At 62.5% G+C, this 24,250-nt stretch carries 24 protein-coding genes; 14 read left to right on the top strand and 10 right to left on the bottom strand.

What is annotated here, in order from left to right:
• Nucleotides 1–27: 27 nt before the first annotated feature.
• From AACZ65_RS02800 to eutB, 3 genes are read right to left on the bottom strand one after another with little or no spacing between them, the layout of a single operon-like run.
• Nucleotides 28–501, bottom strand: a complete 474-nt coding sequence (locus AACZ65_RS02800) for an Lrp/AsnC family transcriptional regulator (protein WP_339667812.1) — start codon at nucleotides 499–501, stop codon at nucleotides 28–30.
• A complete protein-coding gene (locus AACZ65_RS02795) occupies nucleotides 498–1,487 on the bottom strand; it encodes a cyclodeaminase (RefSeq protein WP_339667811.1) in 990 nt (329 codons plus the stop codon). The genes AACZ65_RS02800 and AACZ65_RS02795 overlap by 4 nt, the downstream gene beginning before the upstream one ends.
• Nucleotides 1,477–2,478 carry a hydroxyectoine utilization dehydratase EutB gene (gene eutB / locus AACZ65_RS02790; RefSeq protein WP_339667809.1) on the bottom strand — a complete coding sequence of 334 codons (1,002 nt, stop codon included), beginning with the start codon at nucleotides 2,476–2,478 and terminating at the stop codon, nucleotides 1,477–1,479. Before eutB ends, AACZ65_RS02795 begins: the two co-directional genes overlap by 11 nt.
• 168 nt (nucleotides 2,479–2,646) lie before the next feature.
• On the opposite strand from eutB, the gene doeA reads away from it, so the two are divergent.
• Nucleotides 2,647–3,831: an ectoine hydrolase DoeA gene (gene doeA, locus AACZ65_RS02785; RefSeq protein WP_297543537.1), complete on the top strand. Its 1,185-nt coding sequence runs from the start codon at nucleotides 2,647–2,649 to the stop codon at nucleotides 3,829–3,831.
• A gap of 46 nt (nucleotides 3,832–3,877) precedes the next feature.
• Here doeA and AACZ65_RS02780 read toward each other — a convergent pair whose 3' ends face one another.
• Nucleotides 3,878–4,828, bottom strand: a complete 951-nt coding sequence (locus tag AACZ65_RS02780; RefSeq protein ID WP_339667806.1) for an MBL fold metallo-hydrolase — start codon at nucleotides 4,826–4,828, stop codon at nucleotides 3,878–3,880.
• A 1-nt stretch (nucleotide 4,829) separates the two neighbouring features.
• Entirely contained in the window at nucleotides 4,830–5,744 is a 915-nt protein-coding gene (locus AACZ65_RS02775) for an MBL fold metallo-hydrolase (protein ID WP_339667804.1), read from the bottom strand.
• Nucleotides 5,745–5,900: 156 nt separating this feature from the next.
• Here AACZ65_RS02775 and AACZ65_RS02770 point away from each other — a divergent pair, with 156 nt between their 5' ends.
• A complete protein-coding gene (locus tag AACZ65_RS02770) occupies nucleotides 5,901–6,770 on the top strand; it encodes a helix-turn-helix transcriptional regulator (RefSeq protein ID WP_339667803.1) in 870 nt (289 codons plus the stop codon).
• An 87-nt stretch (nucleotides 6,771–6,857) separates the two neighbouring features.
• On the opposite strand, the gene AACZ65_RS02765 is transcribed toward AACZ65_RS02770, so the two are convergent.
• From AACZ65_RS02765 to AACZ65_RS02745, 5 genes are all read right to left on the bottom strand, one after another.
• Nucleotides 6,858–7,685, bottom strand: coding sequence for an extracellular solute-binding protein (locus AACZ65_RS02765; RefSeq protein ID WP_339667802.1), 828 nt, complete (start codon nucleotides 7,683–7,685; stop codon nucleotides 6,858–6,860).
• Between the two features lie 24 nt (nucleotides 7,686–7,709).
• Nucleotides 7,710–8,465, bottom strand: coding sequence for an ATP-binding cassette domain-containing protein (locus AACZ65_RS02760; protein ID WP_339667801.1), 756 nt, complete (start codon nucleotides 8,463–8,465; stop codon nucleotides 7,710–7,712).
• Nucleotides 8,466–8,472: 7 nt separating this feature from the next.
• The gene (locus AACZ65_RS02755) at nucleotides 8,473–9,180 is read right to left on the bottom strand and encodes an ABC transporter permease (protein WP_339667800.1); all 708 of its coding nucleotides are present in this window, start codon (nucleotides 9,178–9,180) and stop codon (nucleotides 8,473–8,475) included.
• Between the two features lie 73 nt (nucleotides 9,181–9,253).
• On the bottom strand, nucleotides 9,254–9,943 hold the full coding sequence (locus tag AACZ65_RS02750) for a class I SAM-dependent methyltransferase (RefSeq protein ID WP_339667799.1): 690 nt from the start codon (nucleotides 9,941–9,943) through the stop codon (nucleotides 9,254–9,256).
• Entirely contained in the window at nucleotides 9,936–11,063 is a 1,128-nt protein-coding gene (locus AACZ65_RS02745; protein WP_339667798.1) for a CaiB/BaiF CoA-transferase family protein, read from the bottom strand. Before AACZ65_RS02745 ends, AACZ65_RS02750 begins: the two co-directional genes overlap by 8 nt.
• A 154-nt stretch (nucleotides 11,064–11,217) precedes the next feature.
• On the opposite strand from AACZ65_RS02745, the gene AACZ65_RS02740 reads away from it, so the two are divergent.
• The 12 genes from AACZ65_RS02740 (at nucleotide 11,218) to AACZ65_RS02685 (ending at nucleotide 24,243) form a co-directional block, all read left to right on the top strand.
• Nucleotides 11,218–12,153, top strand: coding sequence for a LysR family transcriptional regulator (locus tag AACZ65_RS02740; protein WP_339667797.1), 936 nt, complete (start codon nucleotides 11,218–11,220; stop codon nucleotides 12,151–12,153).
• A gap of 88 nt (nucleotides 12,154–12,241) precedes the next feature.
• Nucleotides 12,242–13,426, top strand: coding sequence for an acyl-CoA dehydrogenase family protein (locus AACZ65_RS02735; protein WP_297543558.1), 1,185 nt, complete (start codon nucleotides 12,242–12,244; stop codon nucleotides 13,424–13,426).
• Between the two features lie 9 nt (nucleotides 13,427–13,435).
• Nucleotides 13,436–14,254, top strand: a complete 819-nt coding sequence (locus AACZ65_RS02730; protein WP_339667796.1) for a MaoC family dehydratase N-terminal domain-containing protein — start codon at nucleotides 13,436–13,438, stop codon at nucleotides 14,252–14,254.
• A 40-nt stretch (nucleotides 14,255–14,294) separates the two neighbouring features.
• A complete protein-coding gene (locus AACZ65_RS02725) occupies nucleotides 14,295–14,612 on the top strand; it encodes a metalloregulator ArsR/SmtB family transcription factor (protein ID WP_339667795.1) in 318 nt (105 codons plus the stop codon).
• 40 nt (nucleotides 14,613–14,652) lie between these two features.
• Nucleotides 14,653–15,708: a permease gene (locus AACZ65_RS02720; protein WP_339667794.1), complete on the top strand. Its 1,056-nt coding sequence runs from the start codon at nucleotides 14,653–14,655 to the stop codon at nucleotides 15,706–15,708.
• The gene (locus tag AACZ65_RS02715; RefSeq protein ID WP_339667793.1) at nucleotides 15,705–16,538 is read left to right on the top strand and encodes a transglutaminase-like domain-containing protein; all 834 of its coding nucleotides are present in this window, start codon (nucleotides 15,705–15,707) and stop codon (nucleotides 16,536–16,538) included. Before AACZ65_RS02720 ends, AACZ65_RS02715 begins: the two co-directional genes overlap by 4 nt.
• A gap of 148 nt (nucleotides 16,539–16,686) precedes the next feature.
• Nucleotides 16,687–17,715 carry a BMP family protein gene (locus tag AACZ65_RS02710; protein ID WP_339667792.1) on the top strand — a complete coding sequence of 343 codons (1,029 nt, stop codon included), beginning with the start codon at nucleotides 16,687–16,689 and terminating at the stop codon, nucleotides 17,713–17,715.
• Nucleotides 17,716–19,263: an ABC transporter ATP-binding protein gene (locus tag AACZ65_RS02705; protein WP_339667791.1), complete on the top strand. Its 1,548-nt coding sequence runs from the start codon at nucleotides 17,716–17,718 to the stop codon at nucleotides 19,261–19,263.
• Nucleotides 19,253–20,302 (top strand): ABC transporter permease, encoded by a 1,050-nt coding sequence (locus AACZ65_RS02700; RefSeq protein WP_339667790.1) that lies wholly within the window; start codon nucleotides 19,253–19,255, stop codon nucleotides 20,300–20,302. Before AACZ65_RS02705 ends, AACZ65_RS02700 begins: the two co-directional genes overlap by 11 nt.
• Before the next feature lie 3 nt (nucleotides 20,303–20,305).
• The gene (locus AACZ65_RS02695; protein WP_297543573.1) at nucleotides 20,306–21,250 is read left to right on the top strand and encodes an ABC transporter permease; all 945 of its coding nucleotides are present in this window, start codon (nucleotides 20,306–20,308) and stop codon (nucleotides 21,248–21,250) included.
• Complete coding sequence (locus AACZ65_RS02690) at nucleotides 21,250–22,527, top strand: amidohydrolase family protein (protein WP_339667788.1); 1,278 nt, start codon at nucleotides 21,250–21,252, stop codon at nucleotides 22,525–22,527. The genes AACZ65_RS02695 and AACZ65_RS02690 overlap by 1 nt, the downstream gene beginning before the upstream one ends.
• Nucleotides 22,528–22,623: 96 nt before the next feature.
• Nucleotides 22,624–24,243, top strand: coding sequence for a DUF4139 domain-containing protein (locus tag AACZ65_RS02685; protein WP_339667787.1), 1,620 nt, complete (start codon nucleotides 22,624–22,626; stop codon nucleotides 24,241–24,243).
• Nucleotides 24,244–24,250 lie beyond the last annotated feature (7 nt).

The following is a 24,250-nucleotide window of genomic DNA, read 5'->3' as shown; positions in this document are numbered from 1 at the left end:
CTGCCAGGCGCCCACAAAAAAGATGATTCATTCGAAAAACATCTCGAGCGGCGGCAAGCGCGGGGATTTGACCGGCTTGGTCACGATATAGGTAAAATAGCGCGCGAGCCCGATCCGCGCCTCAAGCATCTGGTCAATGAGCCGCTGATAGGTGTCGATGTCGCGGGTCACGATCTGCATGAGATAGTCAAACCCGCCCCCCAGCGCCCAACAGGCCGTCACCTCGCCGTAGCGCTGCATACTGTCCTCGAAGGCGCGGAAGGAGGCGGGTGTATGATCCGCCAATTCCACCGCAACAAAGACGGTCACATGCGACCCCAGTTTCCTGAGATTGATGCGCGCATGATACCCTTCGATCAGGCCAGCCTCTTCCAGCCGTTTGAGCCGCTCCCAGCACGGGCTGGCCGATAGACCCACCCGCTCCGCCAGATCAGCCTTGGTGATGCGACCCTCATCAGCCAGCACCCGCAGGATATCGAGATCGCGCGCATCAAGTTTCATGCGGTGATGACCGTGCCCAGATCGCGCCCCTTGAGCCGCGCCATCACATGCGTGGCAATCGCCGTATCCTGCACGCCGGTGCCGGTCAGATCGCAAATGGTGATCTCGGCATCGCTCTTGCGCCCGCGCGCGCGCCCCCGGATCACATCGCCCAGTTCGACCGGCGCGCCCTTGGTCCATATCCCGGCCTCGATCGCGCTGCGCAACTCGCCCAGATGCTCAACCTGCGTCGCGCGATCGGCAACGTAAAGATCGGCCTTGATCAAGGCCTGCGGATCAATTTCGTTCTTGCCCGCCTGATCCGACCCCATGGCGGTGATATGCAATTCGGGATGTAACCATTTCGCCTCGATCACCGGGGACTGTGCCGGGGTGGTGGTAATGACCAACTGGCTGGCCAGCATCAGATCGGCAGGAGAGTCTACCACGCGGATAACGCATTTGAGGTCCGCCAGATCGGCGGCACAGGCGCGCGCGCGCTCGGCATCCCGGCCCCAGATGAGCAGTCGGTCAAACGGACGCACCAGCCGCGCCGCCCGCGCCTGAAGCCGCGCCTGAACACCCGTGCCGATGATACCTACGGTATGCACAGTCTCGGGGGCGAGATGCTGCGCCGCGACCGCACCGGCGGCGGCCGTGCGCAAATCGGTCAGATAGCCATTGTCGAGGAATACCGCCTCGACCAGACCGGTCTTGGCGGAAAACAGGATCATCAGCCCGTTGAGACTGGGCAGTCCCAGCTTGGGATTGTCAAAGAAGCCCGGACTGACCTTGATCGCGAACCCGTCAAAGCCGGGGATATAGGCAGTCTTTACATCCACCTCGCCATGCACATCCGCGAGGTCCATCGACATCACCGGCGGCATGACAACGCCGCCATCCGAGAGCGCCCCAAAGGCTTTCTCGATCACCTTGACGGTTTCACGGTCCAGCTTGACCGCGCCGCGCAATTCCGCCTCTGTCACGATCCGAATATCATGTGCCATATGTCTTACCCTCAATTACCTTGTCGCCCAAAATCACATCCTGCCCGGTCACAACCCTGGTGAACATCGCCATATCGAGATTGCGGCCGGTGATGATGGTGGCGGTGGGCCCTTGCGGCAGCACCTTGCCACTCAGCACCGCTGCAATACCCACGACGCAGGCCCCCTCTGCCACGATCCGGTCCTCGTAATAGAGCACCTGCATCGCGCGATAAATCTCTTCTTCCGTGACGAGGACCACATCATCCAGCAAATCGCGGCACATGGCAAAACTCAGACGATTTGCCATACCGATGCCGCCGCCCAGACTATCGGCCAGGCTTGGCACCTCTTCGACATCGACAGGATGGCCGGCGCGCAGGCTCTCGTACATCGCGGCGCCTCGGTCCATGCTGATGCCGATGACGCGCAGGTCGGGTTTGATCGTCTTGGCGGCCAGCGCAACGCCTGCCGCCAGACCGCCACCCGACAAGGGTATGAGCAGCGCTTCCAGATCAGGGCGCGCCGCCATGAGTTCCAGCCCGATGGTGCCCTGGCCCGCAATCACCAGCGGGTCGTCGAAGGGCGAGATTTCGGTCAGCCCGTCCTCGGCAACCAGACGCTCTGCCTCGGCCTGGGCGGCATCCTGAGAGCGGCCGATGATCCGCACCTCGGCCCCCAGCGCCCGAATGCCGTCTACCTTGGCCTGCGGCACCAATTCCGACATGCAGATCACCGCCCGCAAGCCACGTGCCCGCGCCGCATAGGCCACGCCGCGGCCATGGTTGCCGGTCGAGCAACAGGTAACGCCAGCCGCGTTCTGCGCACCCGCCACGGCATTGAGCGCGCCACGCAGTTTGAACGCGCCGATGGGCTGCATATTCTCCAGCTTGAGCAGGAACTCACCACCCGCAATCCCGCTCATATAGGACGAAGGCACCAGCGGCGTGCGGTCCGCCACCCCGGCGATCACCTGTGCTGCGGCATAGACATCGGCCAGAACGGGACGCATCTTGGTATTCCTCTTGTCAGATGGCGCGCAGCTTGCGTCGCGGCGAGCCTAGCGTCAACTCCGCGTCGCGAGATGGTCTGAAAACGACAGGATGCGGCGTTTTTCTTGGGGCGAGCGGCAACCAAAGCCACAACTATGGTCAGGATAATTTAACTACGGATCCCCGACATGATCGAAAAAGACCTGCCCTTCTCGGCACAGGAATACCAGCGGCGGCTGGACAAGACCCGCGCCGCCATGGCCCGGCTTGACCTTGACGCGCTCTTTGTCACCGACCCGTCCAACCAGCATTGGCTGACCGGCTATGATGGCTGGTCGTTCTATGTGCACCAGGGCGTTCTGGTCTTTCCCGAGGCAGATCCGATCTGGTGGGGCCGCAATCAGGATGCCAATGGCGGCGTGCGCACCGTCTGGATGACCGACGACCGCGTGATCGGCTATGCCGACAATTACGTGCAGTCGACCGAACGCCACCCGATGCAGGATCTGGCGGAGCGGCTCAAGGGTATGGGCCTTGCCGACAAGCGGATCGGCGTGGAAATGGACAATTACTATTTCTCTGCCAAGGCAATGCAGACCCTGCGCGAGGAACTGCCAGAGGCCACATTCCTCGACGCCACCGCGCTGGTGAACTGGCAGCGCACGGTAAAATCCGAAGAAGAGCTCGGGTTCATGCGCAAGGCGGCGCTGATTTCGGAAAAGATCACCGACGGGCTGATGGAGCGGGTCGAGCCGGGCATTCCCAAGAACGAGATCGTGGCAGAGATCTTTCGCGATGCCATCCGGGGGGTCGAGGGCGCGTGGGGCGACTATCCCGCGATCGTGCCGCTCTTGCCGTCAGGCTCTGATGCCGCGGCACCGCACCTGACGTGGAATGGGCGAGAATTCGCGACCGGCGAGGCCACGTTCTTTGAGATCTCGGGCTGTTACCGGCGCTATCACGCACCTTTCTGCCGCACGCTCTTTCTGGGCAAGCCGCCGCAATTCCTGCTCGATGCGGAAAAGGCGCTGGTCGAGGGGTTAGAGGCGGGGCTGGAGGCCGCGAAGGCGGGCAACCGCGCCTGTGACATCGCGAATGCCTTGGCCGCCCCACTGGAGCGTGCCGGCATCGAACGTGGCGCGCGCTGTGGCTATCCCATCGGTCTGAGCTATCCGCCCGACTGGGGCGAGCGCACGATTTCCCTGCGCTCCGAGGATGAAACCGTGTTGGAACCGGGCATGACATTCCATTTCATGCCGGGGCTCTGGATGTCCGACTGGGGATTGGAAATCACCGAGTCCATTCTGATCAAGGAAAGCGGCCCGGCGGAAACCTTTTGCAATCGTCCACGCAAGATGTTCGTCAAGGATTGAGCAGAGAAGGCCCCCATCGACCGTGGGGGCCTTTTGCAATTCCGCCCTATTCCCATTCCATCTGTTCATAGACCCGACCGGCATTCTTGGTGGCCAGTTCCTCGAACGTGTCGAGATGGGTATAGGCGGATTGGTCAACGTAATAGGCATCGGCCAGATCACCGCCCGCGTCGATATGCTCGCGAATCTGGGCGCGCAGATGTTCCAGGTAGCCCTTGGTGTAACGGCGCACCTGATCCATGTTGGTTGGGTGGCCGTGACCGGGAATCACATAGGTGGCACCCAGCGCCTCGAATTCTGTATCCCAGGTTTCCAGCCAATCCGCCGTGATCGTATCGGGGAAGATCGGTAACATGCGTTCGTGAAACGCCATGTCACCGGAAATCACGAGGCTTTGCTCCGGCAGCCATATAACAATATCTCCGGGACTATGGGCCGGCCCCAGATAGCGTGCCTCGATCCGGACATCGCCCATCTCGACGATGTATTCATCGCTGAAGGTCTCGGTCGGCAGCACCACGCTGGTGCCTTCGGCGCGCTCCTTGGTCACGCGCTGCGCCGCCTCGAGATCACCGCCGCCATGATTTTCGAACTCGGCCGCCGCATCGCTATGTGCCACGATGGGCACGCCCTGTTCCGCCCAATAGGAATTGCCCAACATGGCGTGGCCCTGACCGTTTTCATTGAGCACCAGCTTGACGGGCTGATCGGTAACCATCTTGATTTCATCGTGCAGGGCCCTAGCCAGCCCGTAGGATGCGCCACCATTGATCACCACCACGCCGTCGCCCGTGACGATGAAGCTGAGGTTGTTGTTGTGTCCGGCATTTTCATAAGTCGGGGGCGCGGTCGCCCCGATGGCGGACCAGACGTGCGGGATCACCTCGACCGGTTTGGAATAAAGCAGGGAGGCCGGGTACTGATCGGGAATATCCTCGCTCGCGACCGCGGCGCTGGCGGCGCAGAAAGACAAGGCGCTCAGGGTCACACGCATCATCTCAGACCTCCGCCACGAAGCGGTAGGCTTCGCCATCCCGTTCGACCCGGCCTAACCCGCCCCCGGGCAGATGAAAGCCGACCATCGCCATCTGATCGGTCGCCAACTGGTCGAGGAGTTGCGTGCGCGTCGCGATCCCGGTCTCGGCATCCTGATCCGATCCGCTGGCCCAATCAGGCCGGGCAAAGGCCAGATGACCGTTGCCAATGGCATCACCCACGACCAATGCCGCCTCTGTCCCCTGACGGATTTCAAACGCCATGTGGCCGGGCGTATGGCCGGGCGTATCATGCGCGAGGATACCCGGCAGCACCTCTTGCCCGCCATCGATGAATTCCATCAGATCCTCAATCGCCGCCAGACGCCGGGCAGCCCCCACGGCAAAACTTGCCCGCTCTGCACCGATGCTCTCGACCGTGGCGGGGTCTGTCCAATACTCCCATTCCGCCTGCCCGATCATGTAGCTGGCATTGGCGAACACGGGATCGTCAAAGTCATCCAGCACGCCCCAGAGGTGATCCGGATGCGCATGGGTAAAGAGAACATGGGTGATGTCATCAGCGCTGACTCCGATGGCGTCAAGCGCCTCGAGGATTTTCCCAGCACTCGGCATGAACCCAGACCCTGACCCCGCATCGAAGAGCACCGTGCGCTCAGCATCCTGAAACAGCGTCAGATTGCAGGGCGGCTCGACCGTGTCGCCAGTGATGCCGTAATGCGCCAGAACAGGCGCGGCATCAGCAGCGGGCAGGTTGCCCAACAAAAACTCCATTGGCAGCACGAGATTACCGTCGCTAAGCGTGGTGATCCTGGAATTCCCGAGGGTCAGCTCAGTAGCTGCGAAGCTGGGGCGCGGCAGCCCGACAAGGGCACTGGCCCCCATAGCCGCCAGAATTTGGCGTCGGTGCAAATTCATGATTTCCTCCCCCTTATTTATTCGCATTTGTGAATATGATGCTCTGACATGTGTCAAAACACAAGTCAAAACAAGGCTGCGTTTGATGCTGATTTCCGCGCAGAGATGCGGTAGGAACGCTGAATCGGACCTCTTAATGCGTGATCATCAAAGCCCATGGACAATGAACTTCCCGCCTATCTGACAACCAAGGAGGTCGCAGACCTGCTTCGGGTGAAGGAGCGCAAGGTTTACGACATGGTCGCCACTGGCGAGATTCCGCATCGCAAGATCACCGGCAAGCTCTTGTTTCCCCACAACGAGTTGATGTGCTGGATCGAGGGAACGGGCGTCACCCTGCCCTCCGAGCGCCCGGCGCTTGTGACCGGCTCGCACGATCCGCTTCTGGATTGGGCGCTGCGCGAGAGCGGTGCAGGGCTTGCAACCCTCTGGAATGGAAGTTGTGACGGGCTAGAGGTATTTGCCGACGGCCGCGCGGTTTTGGCGGGGCTTCATATTCCGGGCGATACAGACTGGAATATTCCCGCGCTTGAGGCGCGCGGACTGCGCGACGCCGTTCTGATTGGCTGGGCAGAGCGGAGGCGCGGACTGATCCTGACACCTGCCGTGGCGGATATGGTGCAGGGGGTGAGCGATCTGCGCGGACGTCGCGTGATCCTGCGGCAGGAGGGGGCAGGTACCACCGCGCTCTTTGCCCGCATGATGGCCGAGGCGGGTATGACGGCGGATGACATCCTGACCCCTGCCAGCCCCGCCCATACCGAAAGCGATGCCGCCGCCGCCGTCGCCGCAGGCGAGGCCGAAGCGACCCTCGGGATCGAATCCATGGCACGGCAATTTCGGCTGGTGTTCCGTCCCTTGGTGCAAGAACGCTTTGACCTCTTGATCGACCGTCGCGCTTATTTCACCGACCCTGTACAACGACTTGTCGCCTTCATGCGGTCCGAAACGATGGTCGCCAAAGCCTCGGCGCTCGGCGGTTATGATCTGAGGGGACTGGGCGAGGTGCGCTGGATTTCCGCCTGAACCGGCCGTTCTCAGACAGGTCACAAACGGATCGGGCGGAACTCTCTCGAAGTTCCGCCCAGTTTCAAAACCGCTTGAAGAACAAGGTCAGCCGTTCGCGTTCGGGAAGAACAACTGCTGACCGTCGATCTTGTAATCCGCGATGGCCTGTTGCCCCTCTGCTGACAACACCCAGTCGATGAAGGCCTGCCCGGCCTCGGCCTTGACGTTCTCGTGCTTTGCCGGGTTCACGAGGATGATCCCATACTGGTTGAACAGGCGCGTGTCGCCTTCTACCGCTATCTGGTAATCGCCCTTGTTACCAAAGGAAATCCACGTTGCACGGTCGGTTAGCACATAGGCCCCCATTGCCGTGCCGGTATTGAGCGTGGCCCCCATCCCGGAGCCGGTTTCGCGATACCAATCTCCCGACGCGGCGGCGGCATCAATGCCCGCCTCTTTCCACAGTTTCAATTCTGCCTTGTGGGTGCCGCTGTCATCGCCGCGCGAGGCAAAAGTCGCGCCGGTTTCGGCAATCTTGGCCAGAGCGGCCGTAATATCCTTGGTCCCGGCAATACCTGCTGGATCGGCGGGTGGTCCGACGAGAATGAAATCGTTGTACATCACGTCCGACCGTTGAAGCCCATGGCCTTCAGCCACGAATTTCTCCTCTGCCGCCTTGGCATGGACAAAGAGCACGTCGCCATCGCCATTCTCGGCATTCTTGATCGCCTGCCCGGTGCCCACCGCCACGACGCGCACCTCTATGCCGGTCTTGTCCTGAAAGATCGGAAGAATATGGTCAAAGAGCCCCGAGTTCTGCGTCGAAGTGGTGGATTGCACCACGATGAACTGATCCTGCGCCTGCACGGCTCCAGACAGGCCCAAGGCAAGCGCCGCACCTGCGGCAAGCGAGAAAAGATGACGTCTGAGCATGAAATTGTCCCTGTCTTTTGGCTGTCAGAAAGTTGTGCCTGTGTAGAGCCGCCCTTGGGTCCAGGCGCGCGCAGCCTCGGACCGGGGACGGCCAAGAACCTGCTCTATCGGGCCAGTTTCGGCGACGCGACCTGCATGCATGAAAATCACCTCGTCCCCTAGCCGCCCGGCCTGTCCCAGATCATGCGTGACCATGACAATCGTCACGCCGCGCGCATGGGCCGCGTTGATCAGATCCTCGATCCGTTGGGTCGAGGCCGGGTCGAGGCTGCTGGTCGGTTCATCCAGGAACAAGAGGCGCGGCTTGCAGATCAGAGCGCGCGCCAAGGCAAGGCGCTGTTGCTCGCCGCCCGAGAGGACACGCGCGGGATGTCGCGCCAGTTCGCTGAGCCCGGCCAGTTCGAGTGCATGCGCCGCCTCTGCCGCACGCTCTGCACCGCGCACGCCATGTACCGAAAGCGCAAAGTTGAGATTGGCCAGCACCGACCGCCGCAGCATCACGGGGCGCTGAAACACCATGGCCTGCGCGCGGCGCGCTTTTTCATCAGGGGTTTGCCCCTGCCAGAGCACTTGCCCGGCGGACGGCGTCAAGAGACCATGCAGCAAACGCAAAAGCAGGCTCTTGCCAGCGCCATTCGCCCCCATGATCAAGATGCGCCGCCCCTCGGGTATCGAAAGGGACAGATCATGAATCAGCCGCTTGCCACCTGCGTCGAATGACAGGCCGCGCGCCTCTAGCAGCGGAATGCGCGTGGCGACCTCAGCGGTGGTCATATCCATCACCGTGTCACGCATAGGCCGCCCGCACCGCAGAGGCCCGGAGCGCCATCACAACCGCGTTCACGAGCACCGCAAGAACCAGCAAGACCACGCCAAGGGCCAGCGCCAGCTCAAGATTTCCCTTGGATGTCTCGAGGGCAATGGTCGTGGTCATCACGCGGGTCACATGGTTTATATTGCCGCCCACGATCAGTACAGCGCCTACCTCGGCCACGGCGCGGCCAAACCCCGCCAGCGCCACGGTCATCAGGCTATACCGTGCATCCCAAAGCAGGGCCGCAACCCGTTCATGCGCGCGCAGGCCCATCGAGGCGAACTGCTCGGCGTATTCGCCGTGCAGATCCTCGACCACCTGTTTCGTGAGCGCCGCCACGATCGGGGTTACAAGTATCGTCTGCGCGATGATCATCGCGGCTGGGGTGTAGAGCAACTGAAGGGAGCCAAAAGGGCCGGAGGCGGACAGCATGAGATAGACGAACAGCCCAACCACCACCGGCGGCAATCCCATCAAGGCATTGAGGATAACCGTCATCACCCCGCGCCCCGGAAACCGGAACGCACCCACCATCGCCCCCAAGGGCAGGCCGATCAGGCAGGACAAAAGCACCGCGGAAAGCGTGACATGGAGCGACAGCCCGACGATCTCGCTCAGGTTCCGATCCCAATTGAGGATCAGAACAAAGGCCTCGGACATGATGTCGCCAAAGCTGAACACGTGCGATTTCTCCCCTCTTCGGGAAAAAATACACAAAAAGACACAATGCACCAGCCCCTAACGCGACAGCGCCTCATGGTTTTGCGGCTCGCAAGCGCCAGAGGCGGAGCGGTTGGCTCAATTCAGGGCCGTTTGGCCCAGCGGTGACATGCGCCGCATACAGGCGCGCCAGCGTGTCGCGCTGCGCTTCGGCCAATGCGCGACGCGAGGGGTCGACGCGGGCGAGATACTCGATGAAGGCGTCCAAATCGGCCACCGGCGTAGGTCGATGATACGTCACGGGCGCAGGCCCAGTCGCCGCGCCCGCCGCCAGAATGGCATCAATCGCCCGAATCGCCGCGTGGCGCATCTCTGTCTCATCCTCGACCGGGCGCATGACCTCAAAGAAAGCGCCCTCTGCCAAGGGCTCTACAATGACGACTTCTCCGCCGGGGCGCAGAACGCGCAACGCCTCTAGCAGGCCGTTCTGCATCAGAGGCAGGGGCACATGATGCAGCGCGTTCAGGAAAATACAGGCGTCAAAGGATTCTGCGGCAAAGGGCAATTGCTCTGCCCCGCCAAGCTCGAATCGGGCATCGGGAACAACCAGACGCGCGGCGGCCACCGCTTCGGATGCCGGATCCATACCGGTCACGTCATAGCCCGCCTGTACCAGAATGCGCGCCAACGCCCCGTGACCACAGCCGATATCGAGCACCGCCCGCGCGCCGATTTCAGACAGGATCGCCAAGAGGCGCGCGGCTGTATCCGGCGCTTCAGTCATCGCCGAACTCTGCGCGCAGCGCGGCGCTATTCGCCCCAAGGGCGGGCACAGACCCCAGGGCGGCCTCGACACCGTCCATCTGCGCACCGGGGGCCAGCATTCGCACCGGGCCAGACGGTGTCTCGACCGTGACGTGGCGGTTCTGGGGATGGCTGACCAGATCCTCCATCTCGCTCACGCGCCCATAGGCGATCCGCGCGGCACGCAGGCGTTCGGCCATGGCATCGCGGGGCAGCGCGGCAAAGATCGGGCGCAGCACCGCATCAAGGGCCTCGCGATTGGCAACGCGGTTCGAATTGCTGTCAAAGCGCGGGTCGCGGGCAAGCGTCGCATCGCCCAGGATCGTGTCGCAGAACGTGGCCCATTCGCGCTCGTTCTGGATCGAGATCAAAACCGCCTTGCCATCGCTGCCCTGATAGACGCCATAGGGGGCGATCGTGGGGTGATTGAGACCGGCGCGCGGTGGCACCTTGCCGCCGTAAGCATATTGCAGATAGGGCACGTTCATCCAGTCGCTCAGCGCATGGAACAGTGACACCGCGATGTGCCTGCCCTCGCCCGTTGTCGCACGCCCGATCAAGGCCTCGAGAATGGCCTGATAAGCGGTCATTCCCGCAGCGATGTCACATACTGAAACCCCGGTACGCGCCGGGCCATGCTCATTTCCGGTAATCGACGAGAGACCGGTTTCGGCCTGAACCAAGAGATCATAGGCCTTGAGATCCGCCAGCGGCCCCTCTTCGCCATAGCCCGAGATCGAGACCGTGATCAGGCGCGGGTAATCGGCACGCAAGCGGGCGGGCGCAAATCCCAGACGATCAATCGCACCCGGCGCGAGATTCTGGATGAACACATCGGCCTTGCTGAGCATCCGCTCCATCAACGCGCGGTCCGCCTCTTGCCGCAGGTCGAGGCAGAGCGATTCCTTGCCTCGGTTGAGCCAGACGAAATAGGCGCTTTCGCCATGGACCAAGGCGTCATACCCCCGCGCGAAATCGCCTTCGGGCCGCTCGACCTTAATCACCCGCGCACCGGCCTCTGCCAGACGGCCTGACGCATAGGGCGCGGCGACCGCCTGTTCGACGGAAACAACCAATAATCCGGCAAGGTCAGTGCGCATCGGGGCCTCTTCTCCTTTTGGGGGCAGTCTGGCGGGACCATGCATTATTGCACCGGGTCTGGGAAATACCCGTCTTTTTGAACGGGTATAAGGCCCGACTATGGGCAACCATAGGCTTGCGTTCTAGCATTTCGCGTTGATAAGCTTTTTGCCTATGGATATTCGCCAACTCCGCTACTTCATTGCCATCGCCGAAGCCCCCTCCCTCTCGGCGGCGGCGCATCGGCTGGGTGTGGCGCAACCCTCGCTGTCGCAGCATGTAGCGCGGATGGAAACTGAGCTTGGCGTGCGCCTGATCGACCGCTCGCCGCGCGGCTCGATGCTGACCGCGGAAGGGCAGGTTCTCTTGCGCCACGCGCGCGAGATAAGCGCAGCGATGTCACGCTGCGTGGACGAAATGCGCGATGCTTCGGGCGCACCGCGCGGCAAGGTTGGATTTGGCCTACCGCCCTCGGTGTCGATGGTGCTGTCCGTGCCCCTGGCCGAAACCGTGCGGGTGGAGCTACCCGATATTCGCCTGCGCGTGGTCGAGGCCATGAGCGGCTATATCAAGGCATGGGTCAGTGATGGCACCGTTGACATGGGCCTGATCTATGACCTTCAGGACGCGGATCATTTCCGCATCACCCATGTTCTAGATGAACGCCTGCATGTCTATTCCGCCCCGGACAACTGGCCGTTTGACACACCCCCCGGCACACCCGTACCGCTCCGCGCACTGGAACCGCTTGACATGATCCTGCCTCAGGCCGCCCACGGCCTGCGCAAGACGATCGAGAGCTATGCCGCACCGCTTGGCCTGCGCCTCAACGTGCCCATTGAGATGGACGCGATGACACAAATCAAGGAACTCGTGGCGCGCGGCTCGGGTCATGCGATCTTTTCGCCCTCGGCGGTGCATGATGCGGTGGCACGGGGCGAACTTGTCGGAGCGCCGATCACGGACCCCGACATGGTGCGGCCCGTCTATCTTGTCTCGAATCCCGCCTTTCCAACCAGCCGCGCCAGCCGCGCGGTCGAGGCGATCACACTCGACGTGCTGCGCGATCTGGTGCGGCGAGGCATCTGGCAAGGTGAGCTGCGGCTATAGGCGCGCTCAATGGCCGCAAGCGGGCATTGATATTTCCGCTGGCATCAAAAACCTGTCACCTAGGGGCCGAGCATTGTGAGAGACGGACATGACATCTTTTGATCCAACGGCAGACTATGCCGACATCCGCGCAGGTGTAGCCCGCGTTTGCGCCGAGTTTCCCGGCGCCTACTGGCGCGATCTGGATGCGCGACGCGCCTATCCCAAGGACTTTGTCGATGCGCTGATCCGCGAGGGGTATCTGGCGGCGATGATTCCCGAGAAATTCGGTGGATCTGGTCTTAACCTGACAGCGGCGGCGGTCATTCTCGAGGAAATTCATCGCTCTGGCTGCAACGCCGCCGCCTGTCATGCACAGATGTACACGATGGGCACGGTTTTGCGACACGGGTCAGAGGCACAGAAGGCCGCCTATTTACCCGGTATCGCCGATGGTTCCTTGCGGCTTCAGGCCTTTGGCGTGACCGAGCCGACAAGCGGCACCGACACGCTGGCGCTGAAAACCACGGCGCGGCGGGACGGCGATGAATACGTGATCAACGGCCAGAAAATCTGGACCTCTCGGGTGGAACATTCGGACCTGATGGTCCTCTTGGCGCGCACGACCCCGCGCGAAGAGGCGAAATCGAAAACCGATGGCCTGTCGGTGTTCCTGATCGACCTGCGCGGCCAAGTCGGGAACGGCATCGACATCCGCCCCATTCGAACCATGATCAATCACGCCACCACCGAAGTGTTTTTTGACAACCTGCGTATTCCGGCGGACTGTCTGGTCGGCGAGGAGGGCAAAGGGTTTCGCTACATCCTCTCGGGCATGAATTCCGAGCGCATCCTCATTGCCGCCGAATGTATCGGGGATGCCAAGTGGTTCCTCAAGACCGGCGCGGACTATGCCCGCGAGCGGGTGGTGTTTGGCGCGCCCATCGGGGTCAATCAGGGCGTGCAGTTTCCGCTGGCCCGCGCACATGCGCATCTGATGGCCGCCGAAGCGATCGTTTATCGCGCTGCCGCAATGTATGATGCAGGGCTGAATCCCGGTGTCGAGGCCAATACTGCAAAGCTTCTTGCGTCCGAGGCAAGCTGGGAAGCGGGCGAGGCCTGCATGCAGACCCATGGCGGCTTTGCCTTTGCCGAGGAATATGATGTCGAGCGCAAGTGGCGCGAGGCGCGGCTCTATCAGATTGCGCCGATTTCGACCAATCTGATCCTGTGCCATATTGCAGAGCAGGTACTGGGCCTGCCAAAGTCCTACGGACCGGGACGCGGGCAATAGGGGAACGGAATGAACGATTACGCGGATTGGATCGGGCGCAGCTATAGCCGGTCAGAACCAATTTCCGAGCGCTTGGTACGGGAATACCGTGCCACGCTGGCGGGCACTTTGGCCGAAGCAGAAATGCCGGTTGGGCTGCATTGGTGTCTGGTTCCCGATACGGTCACGCCGGATCAGCTGGGGCGCGATTGTCATCCCAAGACGGGGATCTTCCTGCCTGCCCTGCCCCTGCCCCGCCGCATGTGGGCTGGAGGAGAGATCGAGTTTCACGCGCCTTTTGCCCCCGGCGATCTGGTGACACGAGAGACGACGATCGACGATGTGACATTCAAGGAGGGGCGCAGCGGCAAGCTGGGCTTTGTCACACAGCGGCACGTTTACAGTGTAGGCGGCACGGCGCGCCTGACCGAGCGGCAGGATATCGTCTATCGCGAGGACCCCAAGCCGGGACAGGCCAAGGCACCAGAGCCCGCCGAGGAATGGACCAACGCAACCGCGTGGCAGATTACGCCGGATTCGACCCTGCTTTTCCGGTTCTCGTCGCTCACTTTCAATGGCCACCGCATCCATTATGACCACCCTTATGCGACCGGGGTTGAGGGATACGAGGGGCTGGTTGTGCATGGTCCGATGCAGGCGGTCTGGATGATGAATCTGGCGACGCATATCTTGGGCCGCCTACCCACGCGGTTCACCTATCGCGGCCTCACCCCGCTCATCTGCAACCTGCCCGTAGCGATCGAGGCGCGCGAGGCTGAGGGTGGCCTCGACCTGCGTGTGCGGCGCATGGGCGATGGGGTGGCGACCATGGCCGCGCGGGCCGAATGAGATAGATTGACATAACTAGAAAATTAGTTATATTAGATCCATGAGCACGACAAGCCCCACCGCCCGCGCCCTTGCCGCTCTTGGCCATGACACGCGCCTTGCAGTCTTTCGACTGTTGGTGCGCGCGGGCGAAGAAGGGCTGAACGTGGGCGAGATTGGGCAGCATCTGGATCAGGCGCCCTCGACCCTCGCGCATCACCTGTCGGCCTTGGTTGACTCTGGCTTGGTGATGCAAGAGCGGCAGGGGCGCACGGTGATCAATCGCGTGGACTATGCTGCCATGAGGCGAACACTGAATTTCCTGACATCGGAATGCTGCACCGGGGTAAAACTGACCAAGACTGAAAACGCTGCCTGACTTCAATTTTTTACCTCAATTAAACGACTTTTCTAGGGATATGGACATGACAGACTCGAGCCAGCCTCACCCCCGCGCTGCCGTATTGCTACGGCTCATTTGGAAAGACCATCGCATCTGGATCATCTCGGCATTGATCCTGATCCTGCTTGCGATTTTCGACACGACACAGGCGCGCGCCACGCTCGCCTTTACGGCCGAGGCGCTGCTCGGCACCGCGCCGTTTCTCTTACTCTCCATCGGCATCGCCGCCTGGGCCACTGCGACAGGTGCGGATAATCTGATCGCCCGCGCCTTTACCGGCGCGCCTGCCGTGATGATCCTTCTTGCGGCCTTGGCGGGGGGCCTCTCGCCCTTTTGCTCGTGCGGGGTGATTCCGCTGATCGCCGCCCTGCTGGCAATGGGCGTACCACTCTCGGCGGTCATGGCCTTCTGGCTTGCCTCGCCGGTGATGGACCCGTCAATGTTCGTGCTGACCACCGGCGTTCTGGGGTTGGAGTTTGCCATTGCCAAAACACTCGCCGCAATCGGCCTGGGGCTTATGGGGGGATGGGTCGTGCATCTGTTGGGCCGCGCCGGGGGGCTTAATGATCCGCTGCGCGATGGAATCGGCAACGGCGGTTGTGGCGGCAGCAAACTGCGCGCACCCAAACCTGTCGTCTGGCGCTTTTGGACCGATCCGGCGCGCAGGGCCAAGTTTGGTCGTGAGGCGCTGAATGTGACCCTGTTTCTGCTGAAATGGCTCACTCTGGCCTTTATACTGGAGAGCCTCATGCTCGCCTTTATCCCGGCAGAGACCATCACGCAGGCGCTTGGGGGCACCGGCATTATCCCGATCCTGTTGGGCACTCTGATCGGCGTGCCTGCCTATCTGAATGGGTACGCCGCCCTTCCGCTGGTCGGTGGGTTGATTGGTCAGGGCATGGCCCCCGGTGCCGGTCTGGCCTTTCTCGTGGCCGGTGGCGTCACGTCCTTGCCGGCGGCCATCGCAGTCTGGGCCTTGGTCAAACCACGGGTTTTCGCGCTCTACATCGCCCTGTCGCTCACCGGGGCGTTTGCGGCGGGGCTGATCTTTCAACTGTGGAACATGACATGAGACAGTTGCAGATTGAGGTGAGCGGCCTTGAGCCCGGCGCGCGCCTGCTGGCCCCGGCCGGCATGTGCAGCCCCGAAAACGCCGTTTCGGCCACAACCGTGACTGGCGGAGACATCGTTACCGTAGCGCTCGAGCCTGAATTGGGTCTTACCGCGCTCTGGATCGAGGCTGCGAGCGAGACTGTCACACTCACCCATACCATCTCCCCCGCGCCCAAAGACCAAGGCTATCCCGAGGCGGTTTATACTTCGCGCATCAACCGCTATACCGTCGCTGCCGATGATCTGGCCGAGGCCAGCCGCACCATTGCGGCCAAGGCAGGCGGCGGGCGCGCGGGCATCGACGCATTGGTCGCCGAGGCTGAGGCGCGTTTCTCCTACGATCATCCCGAGGCGCGGTTCAATGATGGGGCCGAAGCAGTACCCTACCTTTCATGCGGCACAACGCCCGGCTCTTGCGTGGATATCAACACCTATCTCGTCGCCAGCCTGCGCGCGGCGGGCTATGAGGCGGGCTATGTCTATGGCTACTTCTTTCCGGCGGAAAAGGGGGGCGCCACCCATGACATGCATTGCTGGGTTGTCACCCGCCATGCCGGCGAGGTGCTCGACTGGGACATCGCGCATCACATGAAGGCGGGGCTTGGCCCGACAGAACCCGGTCTCAATCCGCGTCCGGGTTGGCGGGTCGCGCTCGGGCATTCGATGGGTCACGGCTATGACATGGGCGACACGATGGCCCGCCTCAAACTCCTGGCCGAGCCGATGCAGCCTGGACCGGACGGCACATGGCGGAAACTGCCCATCATCGCGCGGCTGCCCGCGACCTGACCCTTGCAGAGCTGCCTGCATTTTGAGCATAAACCGCTGGGAGTCTGCCTCTCAGCGGTTTAGTTTTGCCCAATGGTAAATTTCTGTAGAAAATTGACCGGATAAATTTTACCAATTGGTAAAACCAAAAAGACTGCCCACTGACAACATGGAGATCAACATGACACGCCTGCCACTTTCTCGCCGTCGCTTTATGGCCACCACGGCCGGCGCCGCGCTCATCGCCGGGGCCTCTGGCCTGCGCTCGCCGCTGCGCGCCGCCGAACCGATCAAGACCGCCGGTATCTACACGGTGCCCGTCGAACAACAATGGGTCAGCCGGATTCACAAGGCCGCCATGACCGCGCAAGAGCGGGGCGATGTCGAGTATGTCTATTCCGAGAATGTCTCGAACACCGATTACGCCCGTGTCATGCGCGAATATGCCGAACAGGGCTACAAGCTCATCATCGGTGAGGTCTTCGCGGTCGAGCAAGAAGCGCGCGAAGTGGCCGCCGATTACCCCGATATCGCCTTCCTGATGGGGTCGAGCTTCAAGGAGGACCCGGCGCTGGCGAATTTCGCGGTGTTCGACAACTATATTCAGGACGCCTCTTACCTCTCGGGCATCATTGCGGGCGCGATGACCAAGACCGCCAATATCGGCATGGTCGGCGGTTTCCCGATCCCCGAGGTCAACCGCCTGATGCACGCCTTCATGGCCGGTGCCCGTGAAATGAACCCCGAGCTCAAGTTCCAGGTGAGCTTTATCGGGTCCTGGTTCGATCCGCCCAAGGCCAAGGAAACCGCTTTTGCCATGATCGAGGGCGGCGCGGACATGCTCTATGCCGAACGCTTTGGCGTGTCGGATGCGGCGCAGGAAAAGGGTGTGCTGGCCATCGGCAACGTGATCGACACCCAAGCCGATTATCCCAAAACGGTCGTCGCCTCGGCGCTCTGGCATTTCGAGCCGACGCTTGATGCGGCGATTGCCGCTGTGAACGCGGGCAATTTCACAGCCGCCGACTACGGCGTCTATTCCTTCATGAAGGCAGGCGGATGCTCTCTGGCGCCGCTTGGGACCTTCGAGGGCAAGGTGCCCGAGGCGGCACTGGCGCTGGTGGCAGAACGCGAGGCGGCGATCAAGGCGGGCACCTTTACCGTCGAGATCAACGACGAAGAGCCGAAATCCTCGTAAATGACAGGCGCAGATACGGCGCAGGTCGTTCTGCGTCTTGACAGGATCACCAAGCGTTTCGGCGCGCTCACCGCGAATGACGCGGTGAGCCTCAACCTGCATCGAGGCGAGGTCGTGGCCCTCCTGGGGGAAAACGGTGCGGGCAAAACCACGCTGATGAACATCCTGTTCGGCCAGTATACCGCCGATGAGGGACAGGTGATGGTGATGGGGCAGGCCCTGCCCCCCGGCAATCCCCGTGCCGCATTGGAGGCGGGTGTGGGTATGGTGCATCAGCACTTCACGCTGGCCGACAACCTCACCGTTCTGGAGAACGTCACGCTAGGCACCGAGCCGCTTTGGCGCTGGCGCTCGGAGCGTGCCGCCGCGCGCACCAAGATCGCAAGGCTTTCAGCCGATTTTCACCTGGCGGTCGATCCTGACGCGCGTGTCGGCAGCCTCACCGTGGGGGAACGGCAGCGCGTTGAAATCCTGAAGGCGCTCTACCGCGAGGCGCGCATTCTTATTCTGGATGAGCCGACCGCCGTTCTGACTCCACAGGAAACCGACGATCTCTTTGCTACCCTGCGCGAGGCGGTGGCCAAGGGCCTCTCGATCGTGTTCATCAGCCACAAGCTGCATGAGGTGATGGATATTGCCCACCGGGTCGTGATCCTGCGCCATGGCAAGGTGGTGGCAGAAATGGCCACGACAGATACCGACCGCCACGCACTTGCCGCTGCTATGGTCGGCAGCACGGTTAGCGCGCCACGGGTTGCCCCCGGCGTACCCGGCAAGGCGCTCATGCATCTCGAAGCGGTCGGAACACCTGACCGGGGCAGCGCGCCGGGATTGAAATCGGTGACTGTCAGCCTGCGCGCGGGCCAGATCACCGGGCTTGCCGGGGTCTCTGGAAACGGGCAGGCAGCGTTGGCCGATTTGATTGCCGGCCTGAGCACACCCGCGATGGGGCAGATCAACCTTGATGGGCACACACTGGCCACATGGTCGCCACGTGCCGCTGTCGAGCATGGCATCGCCCGTATCCCGGAAGATCGGCACAAAACCGGCACGATTGCTGATTTTTCCCTCACCGAAAATGCCATTCTGGAGAGCTATCACAAACCCCCGATGAGTCGCGTGGGCTGGATGAGCTGGCCCCGCGCCGAGGCCGAGACACAGGCGATCATCAAAGGCTACGACGTACGCTGTCCCGGGCCGGATACACGCATCCGCCTGCTCTCGGGCGGCAATATGCAGAAACTGATCCTTGGCCGCGTGCTCGAGGCCAATCCGCGTATCATCCTCGCCAACCAGCCCGTGCGCGGACTGGACATCGGCGCCGTCAACTATGTGCATGAACAGTTGCTCAAGGCCCGCGACCGGGGCGCGGCGGTGCTGCTGATTTCCGAGGATCTGGACGAGATCATGGCGCTCTCGGACGTGATCCATGTGATGTCCGAAGGTCGCCTCTCGCCCGAATTTGCGCGGGGCACGATGACCCCTGCCGAACTTGGCGTATGGATGGCGGGCCATGGGTTTGAAGCGGGGTTGGCGCATGCGTCTTGAACCCATCGCCAACCCGAGCCTCGCGCGCAGCACGCTGCCGCCCGTGCTGGCGATTGCCGCAACGGTGATCGTGGCCTCGCTCTTGGCGATGCTGGCGGGGGCCAATCCCTTTGCCGTATTGGGATTGATCCTCAAAGGCGCGGCGGGATCAAAATTCGCCGTGTTAGAGACACTCAATCGCGCCACGCCGCTCATTTTCACCGGGCTTGCCGTGGCCGTGGCATTCCGTGCCCGGCTCTGGAACATCGGCGCGGAGGCACAGCTCTATGCCGGGGCCCTGATGACGGTGGTCCTTGGAACTGGCGCGTTGCCATGGTCTGCCACAGCGCTCTTGCCCACGCTGGTCCTCGTGTCGATGTTGGCGGGCGCGGCTGTTCTGCTCGTCCCCGCGCTGCTCAAGGTGCGGTTCGGCGTTGATGAGGTGGTCACGACGCTCCTCTTCAACTTCATCTTTCTCCTCTTCATCTCACTCCTGCTGGAAGGACCGCTCAAGGACCCGATGGGCATGGGCTGGCCCAAATCCGAACGCCTGATTGCCGAGGCGCGCCTGCCGCGTATCGTCGAGGGTTTGCGCCTGCATTGGGGCTTTGCGCTCGCGCTGATTGCCGCCGCGCTTGTCTGGGTTATTCAACGCCGCACCACCTTGGGCTATGAGATGCGCGCCGTTGGCCTGAACCGCGAGGCGGCGCGCTTTGCGGGTATTCCGGTCAACGCGGTACTGATCAAGACAGCGGTTCTTTCGGGTGGCCTTGCGGCGCTCGCCGGTTTCTCGGAGGTGGCAGGCGTCAAGGGCAGCCTCACGCTCGATCTCAGCCCCGGCTTTGGCTATACGGGCATCATCGTGGCGATGCTGGCGCTGCTCAATCCGCTCGGCGTCATCGCTGCCGCCCTCTTCGTGGCGGGTATCTTCGTGGGTGCCGACAGCATGAGCCGCGCCGTGGGCGTGCCGACCTATCTGGCCGATATCATGCTGGCGACAGCACTCTTGCTCATGGTGCTGGCGATATTGCTCACGCGATTCCGGGTGGTGAGGGAATAGCGCATGGACATACTTGATATCCTCCTCTCCGCCAGTTTCTGGGCCGCCGCGATCCGCATTGCGAGCCCGCTGATCTTTGCCACCCTGGGCGAGTTGATCTGCGAGCGCGCGGGCGTGCTCAATCTTGGCATCGAGGGGATCATGGTTGCCGGTGCGTTTGCCGGATGGATGGCGGTGTATTCCGGTCTGGGTCTCTGGCCGGGTGTTGCGGTGGCGATGGTCGTCGGCATGGGCTTTGGCGCGGTGCATAGCCTCTTGACCGTGCCTTTCGGCCTCTCGCAGCATGTGGTGGGGCTTGGCGTCACGCTCCTTGCTACCTCCTCGACCTATTACGCCTATCGCCTCGCCCTGCCAGAGGTGACAAGCCCGCCGAAAATCACGGCCTTTCAGCCATGGGAGATCCCGCTGCTGTCCGACATTCCGCTGATCGGCCCAGCGCTCTTTTCACAAACCCCGCTGACCTATCTGGCCTTCCTCCTCGTGGGCGTGGTCAGCCTCGTGCTCTATCGCACGCCGCTTGGCCTTGCGCTGCGCGCGGCGGGCGAGAATCCGGCGGCGGTGGCGGCACAGGGCCTGTCGGTCACGGGCTTGCGCATGGGCGCGGTGATCGTCGGATCGGGGCTGATGGCCATGGGGGGTGCGTTTCTGACCATGTCGGCCTTTGACTCCTTTTTCTTCGAGATGGTCAACGGGCGCGGCTGGATCTGCATCGCGCTGGTGGTGTTTGGCGCTTGGAAACCGGGCAAGGCGCTGTTGGGCGCAGTGCTGTTTGCGGCCTTCGACGCGTTGCAAATCCGGGTGCAGCAGACACCGCTCGGCGCGGACATTCCCTATCAGGTCTTTCTGATGACGCCCTATGTCCTCTCGATCCTCGCGCTCATCGTCATGTCGCGCCGCGCCGAGGTGCCGGCTGCCCTGATGGTGGCCTTCAACAAGGGAGAACGCTGATGTTCGATCTGATCGTCAAGGGCGGCACGCTGCCCGATGGCACCGTGGCCGATATTGGCATTGCCGGCGACCGGATCACGGCGATTGGGCAGCTTGAAGGGGCCGAGGCAGGCCAGGTGATCGACGCCAGCGGCGATCTCGTGAGCCCACCCTTTGTCGATCCGCATTTTCACCTTGACGCGACGCTGAGCTATGGTCTTCCGCGCATCAACGCCTCTGGCACGCTGTTGGAGGGGATCGGTCTCTGGGGCGAGTTGAAGCAGATCGTCACACAAGAGGAAATGGTCGCTCGCGCGCTCGAGTATTGCGACTGGGCCGCCTCGATGGGTCTCTTGGCGATCCGCAGTCATGTCGATACCTGCGACGACAGCCTCAAGGGCGTGGCCGCGATGCTAGAGGTGCGCGGCAAGGTCAAAGGCTATATCGACCTGCAACTCGTGGCCTTTCCGCAGGATGGTTTCTACCGCGATCCCACCGCGCGCGCCAACACGCTCCGCGCCCTCGACATGGGCGTCGACGTGGTGGGCGGCATCCCGCATTTCGAACGCACGATGGCGGATGGCGCAGCCTCGGTCCGGGAACTCTGCGAGATTGCGGCGAAGCGCGGCCTGATGGTGGACATGCATTGCGACGAGAGCGACGACCCCCTCAGTCGCCATATCGAAACGCTGGCCTGTGAGGCGCAGCGCCTCGGGCTTCAGGGGCGGGTTGCGGGCAGCCACCTCACCTCGATGCATTCGATGGACAATTACTATGTGTCGAAACTCCTGCCGCTGATGGCCGAGGCAGGCGTCGCCGCAATCCCCAACCCGCTGATCAACATCATGCTGCAGGGGCGGCATGACACATTTCCCAAGCGGCGCGGTCTCACCCGCGTGAAGGAAATGCAGGCTCAGGGTATCACCGTGGGCTGGGGACAGGATTGCGTGCGCGACCCGTGGTACAGCCTCGGCACCGCAGACATGCTCGATGTCGCCTTCATGGGGCTGCATGTGGCGCAGATGAGTAGCCCCGAAGAGATGCGGCGCTGTTTCGACATGGTGACGATTGAGAACGCGCGCATTCTGGGGCTTACGGATTATGGCCTGCATGTGGGTGCCGTGGCTTCGCTCGTCGTACTCGACGCGGGCGATCCGATCGAGGCGGTGCGCCTGCGCGCCGCGCGCCTTGCGGTCGTGTCCAAGGGGCGGGTGATTGCGCGCACTCCACGCGGAGATGCCACACTAGAGATCTCTGGGCGGCCCGGTATGGTACGACGGCGGCACCCGGTCGCATAGGCGTATCCCGGCCTATCGCCTCGGATGACCACGCGACAGGCTTGCACCTCGGGCGACAAGTCGGGAACATTGGGCAAACTGTTCAGGAGCTTTAGCATGCGTGCCCTTTGTCTTGTTCTGCCTCTGGCGTCGCTCGCCCTGCCCGCAATGGCCGAGGATATCGCCCTCTCCAGCCGCGTCAGCGCCGTGACCCTCTATCCGCAAGGCGCAACCGTGACCCGCGAAGTGGCTTTTAGCGCCCCGGCGGGGCAGCATGACCTGATATTGGCCGATTTGCCAAAAGGCACGCCCCTCGCCTCTGTGCGGGTAGCGGTTGAGGGCGCGCGTATGGGAGGCCTCACCACGCGCAACGATTACGTGCCGCCCCGCGATGCCCCCGACAGTGCGGCCCTGATCGCGGCCCGTGCCGAGGTCGAGCGGCTGGAAGAGGCGTTGCGCCTTGCCCGCGAAGGCATCGCCGACATAGAGATCGAGGCAGAGGCGGCGCGCGCGCGTATCGCCTTTCTGGCGCAGATCGGACAAGGGGACGGGACCGCAACCCTGACGCCGGATCAACTGCGCGACCTGAGCGCCATGATCGGCAGCGAGACCCTGCTGGCCCGTCAGGCCGAAGCCGCCGCAACCCGCCGGGCCGAGGCCGCCAAACGTGCCCTCAAGGACCAGATCAAGGCGCGCGATGCCGCGCGACAAGCGTTGAACGCACTCGTGCCCGAGGACGAGGCCCGCGCCATGCTCGCCGTGGCGATCACCTCGGATGCAGACACCCAAGGCACGCTGACCGTAACCTACACCATCCCCGATGCAGGCTGGCAGCCGCTCTATGATCTGCACCTGGCGCGCGACAGCGGCGCACTCAGGATCGAACGCGGTGCGTTTGTGCAGCAATCCACCGGTGAGAATTGGCAAGACATCGCGCTAACCCTCTCGACCCTGCGACCGTCACAGCAGACCGAACCGGGACAAATCTGGCCTTGGATCGTGCGGATTGATGATCCCGAGGCGATTCAACCGATGGCGCGCGGCAAGGCCGAAGCGGTGTTCATGGCCGCACCCGTGGCAGAGGCCGCAACCTCTGACATGGCCGTTGCCAGCTTTGACGGGCTATCGGTCAGCTATAGCTATCCCGCCCCTGTCAGTGTCACCACCGGGGCCGATAATGTGCGCCTCATGCTGGCCCCGATGGAAACCAAGGCCGAGGTCGTGGCACAGGCGGTGCCGATGCTGGATCAGACCGCCTACCTCATGGCGCGCCTGACGAATGACACCGGCGAGATCCTCTTGCCTACATCCGAGGCGCGGTTCTACCTCGACGGGCGCTATGTCGGGCAACGCTGGCTCAACCTGATCGCGGACGGGGACAAGGCCGACATGTCCTTTGGCCCGATCGAGGGGCTGCGTCTGACCCGTCTGGTGCGTGACCGCAATGAAGGAGACCGGGGCATCCTCACAAAATCCAATGAGCAGACAGAGACGGTCGAGATCACCGTCGAGAACCTGACAGGAGAGGTATGGCCGCTGCGCCTGATCGACCGCGTGCCAGTATCCGAACAAGAGGATCTGGAGATAACCTGGACTGCCGAACCGATGCCCGCCGAGCGGGACATTGAGGGCGCGCGCGGGATTTTGGCGTGGACATTTGATCTACCTGCCCGAGAGACGCAGACAATCACGGTAAACACGCGGATGACATGGCCCGAGGGCAAGGTGCTGCAATGATACTGGC

It is taken from the genome of uncultured Roseovarius sp. (genome assembly GCF_963972555.1).
Taxonomy (GTDB): Bacteria; Pseudomonadota; Alphaproteobacteria; order Rhodobacterales; family Rhodobacteraceae; genus Roseovarius; species Roseovarius mucosus.
The sequence above is the reverse complement of the archived record's forward strand: the minus strand, read 5'-3'. Positions and strand labels throughout refer to the sequence as shown.